This is a genomic window from Actinocrinis puniceicyclus (assembly GCF_018283645.1).
GTDB lineage: Bacteria > Actinomycetota > Actinomycetes > Streptomycetales > Catenulisporaceae > Actinocrinis > Actinocrinis puniceicyclus.
On record NZ_JAGSXH010000181.1, the window covers coordinates 1 to 7,760 of the forward strand.

5 protein-coding genes are annotated in these 7,760 nt (G+C 65.5%); 1 reads left to right on the plus strand and 4 read right to left on the minus strand.

All coding sequences use genetic code 11. From position 1 onward, the window contains the following. A partial coding sequence (locus tag KGA66_RS26915) for a M48 family metalloprotease (protein WP_211472024.1) occupies nucleotides 1-1,010 on the plus strand: 1,010 nt, incomplete at its 5' end. Nucleotides 1,011-1,688: 678 nt separating this feature from the next. Here the strand turns inward: KGA66_RS26915 and KGA66_RS26920 are convergent. From KGA66_RS26920 to KGA66_RS26935, 4 genes are all read right to left on the minus strand, one after another. Then, nucleotides 1,689-3,740, minus strand: a complete 2,052-nt coding sequence (locus KGA66_RS26920; protein ID WP_211472026.1) for a hypothetical protein — start codon at nucleotides 3,738-3,740, stop codon at nucleotides 1,689-1,691. 45 nt (nucleotides 3,741-3,785) lie between these two features. Then, a complete protein-coding gene (locus KGA66_RS26925; protein ID WP_211472028.1) occupies nucleotides 3,786-5,792 on the minus strand; it encodes a hypothetical protein in 2,007 nt (668 codons plus the stop codon). Then, a complete protein-coding gene (locus KGA66_RS26930; RefSeq protein ID WP_211472030.1) occupies nucleotides 5,789-6,484 on the minus strand; it encodes a hypothetical protein in 696 nt (231 codons plus the stop codon). Before KGA66_RS26930 ends, KGA66_RS26925 begins: the two co-directional genes overlap by 4 nt. Nucleotides 6,485-6,884: 400 nt before the next feature. Beyond that, nucleotides 6,885-7,760: AAA family ATPase (locus tag KGA66_RS26935; RefSeq protein ID WP_211472032.1), on the minus strand; the 876-nt coding region annotated here is incomplete at its 5' end.

Here is a 7,760-nt window from a genome sequence, read left to right on the forward strand (position 1 = left end):
GGCCGTACCCGCCCACGTCCACCCCGGGCATGATCCAATCTTCGAGCGCGGCGCGGATTCCAGCGCCCGGTCCAACTTTCCGGAACGACTGGCCCCCACCAGGCCAGGCAATGCCGCAACAATTCGCGGCACGCCGCCGGATCGACGTACCCGCTGCCGTATCCGTCCTGGTCTGCCTGCCCGCCCTACTCACCTCTGCGCTGATCGTCTGGTTGATCGGCACACTCGGCGGCACCATGATCGCTCTGATCGGCCTGCTGGGATGGCTGGCCTCGGGTGCGCTCGCCTTCGTAGGCACTGCGGAGGAGATCCTTGCGACATCCCTCTTCCGGCTCCGTCGGCCCACCCCATACGAAACAGCTACCTTCACCTCTCTATGGACCCGGGTCTGCAACCGGGCCGGGATCGACCCAGCTTCCTTCACCCTGTGGATCGAGGAACACGACGATGTGAACGCGTCCGCGACAGGCGGCCACATCGTCGCGATAACACCCCGGGCGCTGAGAATGCCACCCCCCTTGGCCGAGGCACTGCTAGCACACGAACTGGGGCATCATCTCAAGAACCACACGTCGGTCACCTTGCTCATCTCCTGGTACGCGCTGCCGGGCCGTACTGCATTCCGCGCCATCCGCGCCATCCTCGCTTTGATCACGAGAGTGGGCGTGGGGCTGCTATCCGAGGGGTTCCTCGTGGGCATAGCCTTCATCTTCGTAGCAGGGTTCGTAACCATCGTTATCGCGCCGTACGCCATTCCAATTCTTGTCATGCCGTTTCTACACGCCGCATCACGGCGCTTCGAGGAACTGCAAGCCGACGACGTGGCGCTGCAACTCGGCTACGGCGGCGAACTGCGAGCGATTCTCTCCCACGACCTCGACAGCGGCGTCGACGCACGGCGGCAGCGCGAGAGCACCTACAGCCGCCTTCTCGCCACCCACCCATCCGTCACAAAGCGCATCACCCGGCTCGATACACGCACAGCCACCTCTATGGGCATACGCCGTTGAGCCGGCCCGTCGTCGCACCTCGGCAGGCCCGTGTATCCGAGGAACCGGTGCGCATCAGTTTCCAGGTGCCCGGGTATCACGGCGAAGACCGGCGTGGGTAGCCCATCAGGCATCTGCGCCACGACTGCAGGCGGCGTGTTCGCCCTCGATCGGCACCAACTCCACCAGTTGCCCGCCGACGGTTTCATGATCGAGAGCGACGGAAAACCTCCGCCCGAGTAACGACCGAATCCGCTGCAACCAGGACGCGGGAAGCAAGCCAGTACAGCCAGAGGACAACCGCTCAGCTGGGGAACACGCCCGGAAGGCCCCTTCCTGCACAGTCTTGCGAGGGTTCGAAGGCTCGACGGGGATCCATACACATCGGTCCATGGCAACGGTCCGACGCAACCCGCTGACCTGCGTTCTTTCAAGATCACTATGGAGTGTGTGCTGTCTTGACCCGCCCGATGGAGGCGGCGGAATCGCTTCCTGCCTGACGAGCCGTCATCAAGTAGCCCCCCTCCGCGCATTCGAGCGGCGTCATCCCGGGCACCTCGGGTCACGTTGCTCCCGGCCACACCCAGACCGCCCCAAGCCACTGCAGAAAGGGACTGTGTGGCGGCTTGTCAAGGCTCGACTGCGGGCACTGCTTCCCAGATGCCCCGGGCATTGCTGATCGAGCTCGACCAGACAACTTCAGGCGGCGCGCAGGGCTGATGGGGTCGGTCGGCCGACTGGTAGGACGCCGACGACAATCTGGCGGGGGACTTCGGTGACGCTGCGCGCGTGGGTGATGATCCAGACGCTGTCTTCGACACTGCTGTAGCCATGCGAGTGATCGCTGTAGTCGCCGACCAGTAACAGCCCGAAGGGCGGACCGGTGGCGGTGTAGTTCGCGGCTTGTGCGACGTAGTCTCGCTCGACGGATTCCCGGGTCCATGAGGAAGGCCGCCACTTGACCTCGGTAACGAAACGGCTGCCGGCCTGGGGAGTGTAGATAACGTCGGCGCGACCGCCTGCGACATCCCAAAGCTCCCGTTGCACGGTGCCTGGAGTGAAGACTGCGCTGAGATGCTGGTGGAAGTCGTCTTGGAGGTGCTTTTCGTTCCAGTGGGTTAGGGCGCCGTCCGCCTTTTTCTTCGGCAGGCCGAGGTAGGCGGTTCGTTCACCGTAAAGGTTGGACTGTGCGTCGAAGCGGGAGTAAAGGAAGCGGAGGAACTGGTCAAGCAGTCCGGTGAAGAAATGGTTGTCACTGGGTTTCCAGCCGGAGCTGGTCGCGAGGATCTCTAGGAGGCCCTCCAGTTGTGTGTCGAAGAGGGCGTTGCCGGTAGGGGTATAGCCCTTGGCGGCTTCGGCTAAACGCTGTTCTAGCTGGTCGAGAAGCTGAGGGTCGATGTCGTCGCGCAGTGCGGCGTCAGGACCGAAGAGTGCGGCGAGTGCGGGTCGGCCCGCCAGGGCTTTTCCCGGCACCCCCTCCCGTGTGGGGATAGCGCTGGCGTGTCGCCGCCGCTCGACTGCCTCGTACAGGCCACGGGCGTCAGGATGGTCGGTGAAGAGCGGATCACCGGCGAGAGCTTGCTCGAGGTGGAACAACAGCCCTTCGTGGCGGATGAATGGTGCTTCCACCGTGGGGTTGATCAGCACCGCGATTCCATGAGAACCGCCGGCACCGGCGTGGATGCTGCGACTGGCCAGGTAGATTTGGAGGAGATCGTTGAGTGCGCCAGCCGGGTTGTACCAGCTGGGCTGGTCGAGATGCGCTTGTCCGGTCCGCAGTGTGGTCACCAGCCGCGACCAGGCAGCCTGTGCTTCGCCGCGGGCGCTGAGCCATTCGAGCTGGTGCAGGCCGCTGGTCCAGGCTGCCAGGTTCGCGGCGGTGATATCCAGTTTTCTGGCGGCGCCATTGAGGCGTTCTTGCGCGATGCCGCTCGGGTCGTGTTCCAGTTCGGCAAAGGCGAGGATGGCTTCGATGGCAGCTGCGTGAGCTCGGGCGTCGAGCCGGGATTCGTGGGTGCGGTCAAGCTCGGCGAATCGCATGAGTGCGCGGCGAAGTCCGTCCTCGACGGTGGCTCGGTCGGGGGCTTGCAGGGCGGCGCGCTCATCGGCCAAGGCCAGTTCGAAGGCTGCATCGGCCCGCGTGGCTGGCGCGAGGTCGGGTCGATTTTCAAGTTTGGCGAGGACGCCGAGCAGGCTCTCGGCATCCGCGAAGTAATCATGGGCGACGCCGATCAGAATCGGCAGCCGATCTAGAGCATCGGCCGCCTCGGTGCCGGTGAGATCGGCCAGGAGTGCGAGTAGGCGGTGTGGGGAGGTCTGACCGGCCACGGCCAAGCGCAGCAGGCCGACGATGGCTGCACGGGCGAGGGCGGCATCAGTATCTCCGGCCAGGGCGTTTTCGGCGAGTACAGCCAGATTCCGCGTGGTCTGGCTTCCTAAGCGTGCGATGAGCTGCGGGTGTTCGCACAGGACGTCGATCGCGTCGCTCAGCACCCAAGCCGCGTGGGGCTCGAAAAGGCCGCGGGCGGCTGCGGCGAGCAAGGGTGTGGCTTGGTCCTCGGGTAGGGAGTCGAGCCCGCGGGCGAGAGCGGCAAGAAGGTATGGCAGTTGCGGACCGGTGGCGATGGCGGCGGCCTCAGCCAGGACGGCGTCGGTTCCGCCAAGGTCTTCCAGCCGCGGTCCGGCGTTCAGTTCGTCCTCGGTCGCGCGGCTAGCCCAGGCTTGCAATGCCTGGTCCACGCCGGAAGCCACCGCTCTCTCCCTCCTTCTGATCGGTGCCACGAGCAAAAGATCATCCTAGAACAGGTGCTCCCCGCTGCGGGTAATGAGATGGACGGCGGGCAGTGCGTCCACGAGTTCGGGCTGGGCGGTTGTGAATACGACCTGAAGATCGGGGATCTCGTTGGCGATGGCCTGCAGCTCGGCGATCAGTGTGCGCGCCGGGGTCTCCGTGACTTCTTCGGTGGCGACGGAGTCGATCAGAAGCAAACCGGGATGTGTGGACATGCCCCGGCTCGCACTGACCCGCAGCAGTGCGATGACAGTGGCGATGCGCATGCGCAGTCGGTCGCCGCGGCTCAGTTTCTTGAACGAGGTTCGCACGCCGGCCTTCACCGCATTGACCCTGCCCGAGCGGTCCAGCCGGACGCTGTCGAGGTTCTGCACCCCGAATCTCGTTGCCAGCTCCACGATCTGGCTGTTCATCGCGGGGAACAGCCGCTTGGCCGACTCGTCGACCACCCCGCGTACCACCTCATACACGGCCTGCACCACCTGGCTGGACACCGGGACGGGCGCCGAGGTGGGCGCAGCCCCGGTGGCGGCGAGTTGCCCTTCCAGCCGTGCGGCTTGTAATTCCATTTCACGCAGACGCTCGTGATTCTGCGACGTCGCCAAGACGTTTTGCAGAGCAGTCAGGGCTGCTTGCTGCTCGGCCACGGCGGTGCCGACTGCGTCGGCTGCGGCCTCCCGGTTCTGGTTCGCGGCGATCTCAGCGTCCTTTGCCTCGTTCAGCCGTTCCGTCAGGCCCTCCAGCAATGCTTCTGCCGTCTCCTCGTGGACCGCTGGCAGCGGCCGGGTGCATACCGTGCACGCGGCCTGCTCCCGCTCCTGTTCGCGCCGTTGCTGTTCAAAGGGTTCCTCGCACCGAGGACAGCACACCGGGTCGAGACGTCCCAGCACTCGCCGTGCCTGCCACGTTTCGCGGGCATCCAGCAATGCCTGCTCGGCCCGCACCCTGATCGACTTCGCGTCATCCGCTGCCTGTTCGGCTGCCTCCAGCACGGCCTGGTTGCCGCGAAGCACCGCTGCCGCAGCGTCGGCGGCTTTGAGCGCAGGAGTTACGTCACCGCGCGCCGCATCGCGCAGCTCTTCGATCTCGCGGCTGAGTGCGTTGCGCTCGCTCAGCCAAACGTCCCTGTCGGACACGCGCGCTGCCGCGTCCTGCTCAGCGCGGCGCTTTCGTTGAGCAAGATCTTTCTCCTCTCGTTTCCCCGCGGACGATAAATGCGTGAGCACGGTGCTGTAAGGAATATCGACGAACAGTTCCAGCAGTCGAGCAGACAGTCCGACGGCGTTGACGTCGCCGAGCAGAATGTCATCGCCACCTGGATTGAGGTAGCACGCGCCGAAGTACGCCGCCCATCCGTGGACTTGCGGCGCCCCTTCGCCGTCCGCGCCCCCGGTCGCCTGCCACAGGCTGGTTTGCCCCATCCGCAGCGCATCGAGGAAGAACCCACCGATACTGCGGCCGGTCTCCTCGATCCCGGAAGCACGCTCCAGTGGCCGAAGCGCTGCGTCGTCAGGGGTCGCCAAAAGCTCATCAGCAGTATCAGCGGCGAGGATTCGGGACGTCACCGAGGGGTGGGCCTCGGGGTCGAGATCCACGGCGATACGGATTGGGCGGCCGGCTACCAGAACGTCCAAGCTCAGGTGCCGAAGCCACGAGCGGACGTCGGGCGGCAGGTCACGCGGCTCGCCGCGAAGCGGCCAGACCAAGAACTCCAGCAGACTGGTCTTACCCGCGCTGTTGTCCGGGTGGACAATAGCCCACACTCCGGCTGAGAAGGCCTGCTCCACAGCGAACGGCTCGCCGGAGTGCTTAACCCCCTGCGCCCGCAGCCTCAGCACCCGTAGACGCCGGTCGGCCGCGCTCGGGCTCTTCAGCGTGATGTTCGCCTCGGCAAGTGACCGCTCCACCTCGACAGGAGTCAATCCCAGCTTGTCCGCGACCTGCTGCAAGATCTCACTGGCGCTGGGGACAACGGCCACGTTCTCCGATGCCGCGTTCGGGATCGCAGTCACGAAGCCTCCTCGTTGACGTCCGGCGCCGATACAGAAACGGGGGCTTTCAATCCGGCAAGCCGGGCGCGAGCCTGCTCGGTGATCGACCCGATGTACTGCTGCCACGGCGTATCGGCATAGCTCTGGACCAGGTACTGACGGTTCTTGATCTGGGTGCCGCCCAAGCCGTCGACAAGCGCCACAACCAGCTTGGTGCGCTCGACGTACCACTCCAGCGCGGGAGCCTCGTCCACCATTGAGCGCGCGACCTCGCGCCCGCGTTCGAGGAGGAAATAGACATGTTCGAGGACCCGGCTCTGGCCGAGAGTCTGCGTCTTGCGGATCAACCCGCGCTCCACCAGAGGAGCGAGCGCGTCGTCCAACTCCTCGAACGCCCCGAACTTGTGTCGCAACATCGGGAACCGTCGTAGGTCCGGCTCATCCGACTCGAGAATCTTCGAGGCCAGGTCGAGCAGTCCCACCTCATCCGGCGCCGCCTCGTACTCGTTCATCAACTCATAAGCCAGGTAATCCGGATTGCGCACCCAGAAATCGAGCTTCTGCAGGCGCACCTGTGTACGGACCACCCCTACAGTCATCCCGGGCACCGGGTCTGCCGCAGCCGGCGGCCGGGCCGCTGCATCGAGCAGCAACAACAGCCGGACAGAATCCTGCCAACGGCTCGCCCTGCGTACTGCCGGAGTGACGGCCACACCGCTCCTTCACATCAACCGTCAGTCACGAAGAGTTCTACCCAGCCGGGGCAGCTATCCAGCCAGCGCTCCGCCAACGGCTAAGGTTCTCTCGTCTCGCACTGAGATCATGCATCTTGATCCTTAATGCAGAGCGTGACGTTCCTATCCACCAATCGTCACACGATACGTGACTACCCGAAGGGACGCAGTCAGAACCGTGATTTACGGCCCGAAGAAGCCGCATCGGCGAGGCCTCGAAACGTGGGAGTCAATTTCTGCTGATCGGCTCGTGGTTTCGGCATGACTGTCGTACGTTTGACCGCTCTGTTCACGGCATCGGGCACTCTGATCGCTCAGTGGTTCCCATTGGGCGGCGGACCTCATTGCAGCGGCTCTCGACTGTTGATCCATTCGGGCGTCAGGTGGTGGTGTGGGGGACGAGGATGGTGACGGGTTTGCCGTCGCCGGTGTGCAGGATGCCGATGCCGGGTTTCACGGGTTTCTGGGTGTCGCCGCGGGTCAGTTGGATGCCGGTTAGCTGGCCGTCGGTGGTGGAGCGGGGGCTAAGGAGCAAGCCGCGGCGGGCTTTTCTGGCGTCGACGAGCCAGCCGCTGAAGCCGGTGGACAGCTCTTCGGGGTCGCCTGCGATCACGAGGCCGATGCCGTCGCCCGCGGTGCGGTTGAGGGTGTCGCTGAGGAGGGTTCCGGCGTCGCAGTTTCGCAGGTCTTGGGCGTCGTCGAGGATGACGACGAGGCGCTTCTTGGTGCGCCGGTTGAACGCGGCGGTCAGCTGTTCGGCAGTGACTTGGGAGCTGGTGAGCAGTGCGAGGACGCCGGCGCGACCCTCGAGTCCACGCAGCGGTGAGGGGCGGGGCGCAACGACGATGATCTCGGTGCGGCGCTGCAGGTAGAACTGGGCGAGGGTGAGGGCGGCGGTGCTGCGCCCGGAGCGCGGGGGGCCTGCGATCAGCATGGCCGGGCTGCCGGCGGACAGGTCCACACCGTAGGCGCGTGTCTCGTCCCCGCCGACTCCGATCAAACCCCAGAGGGGTCCGGTCTTGACCCCGGTGGAGGTGTGCAGGGCGCGTGCCTGGGTGTAGGTGAGGCTGGCCGGCAGCGGGTCGACGCGCAGCAGCGCGGGAGCGTCGGGTCCGGTGCGCTCGCGGGCGCGCTCGGCGATGCGCGCGAGGGCCTTGTTCTGGGCTTGGCCGGTGGGGTCTGGGTCGAGCAGGGCGGCTTGTAGTTCGATGCCGGTTTCGGCGCGGTAGGCGCGGCCGGGGGGCACGGTCTGTGT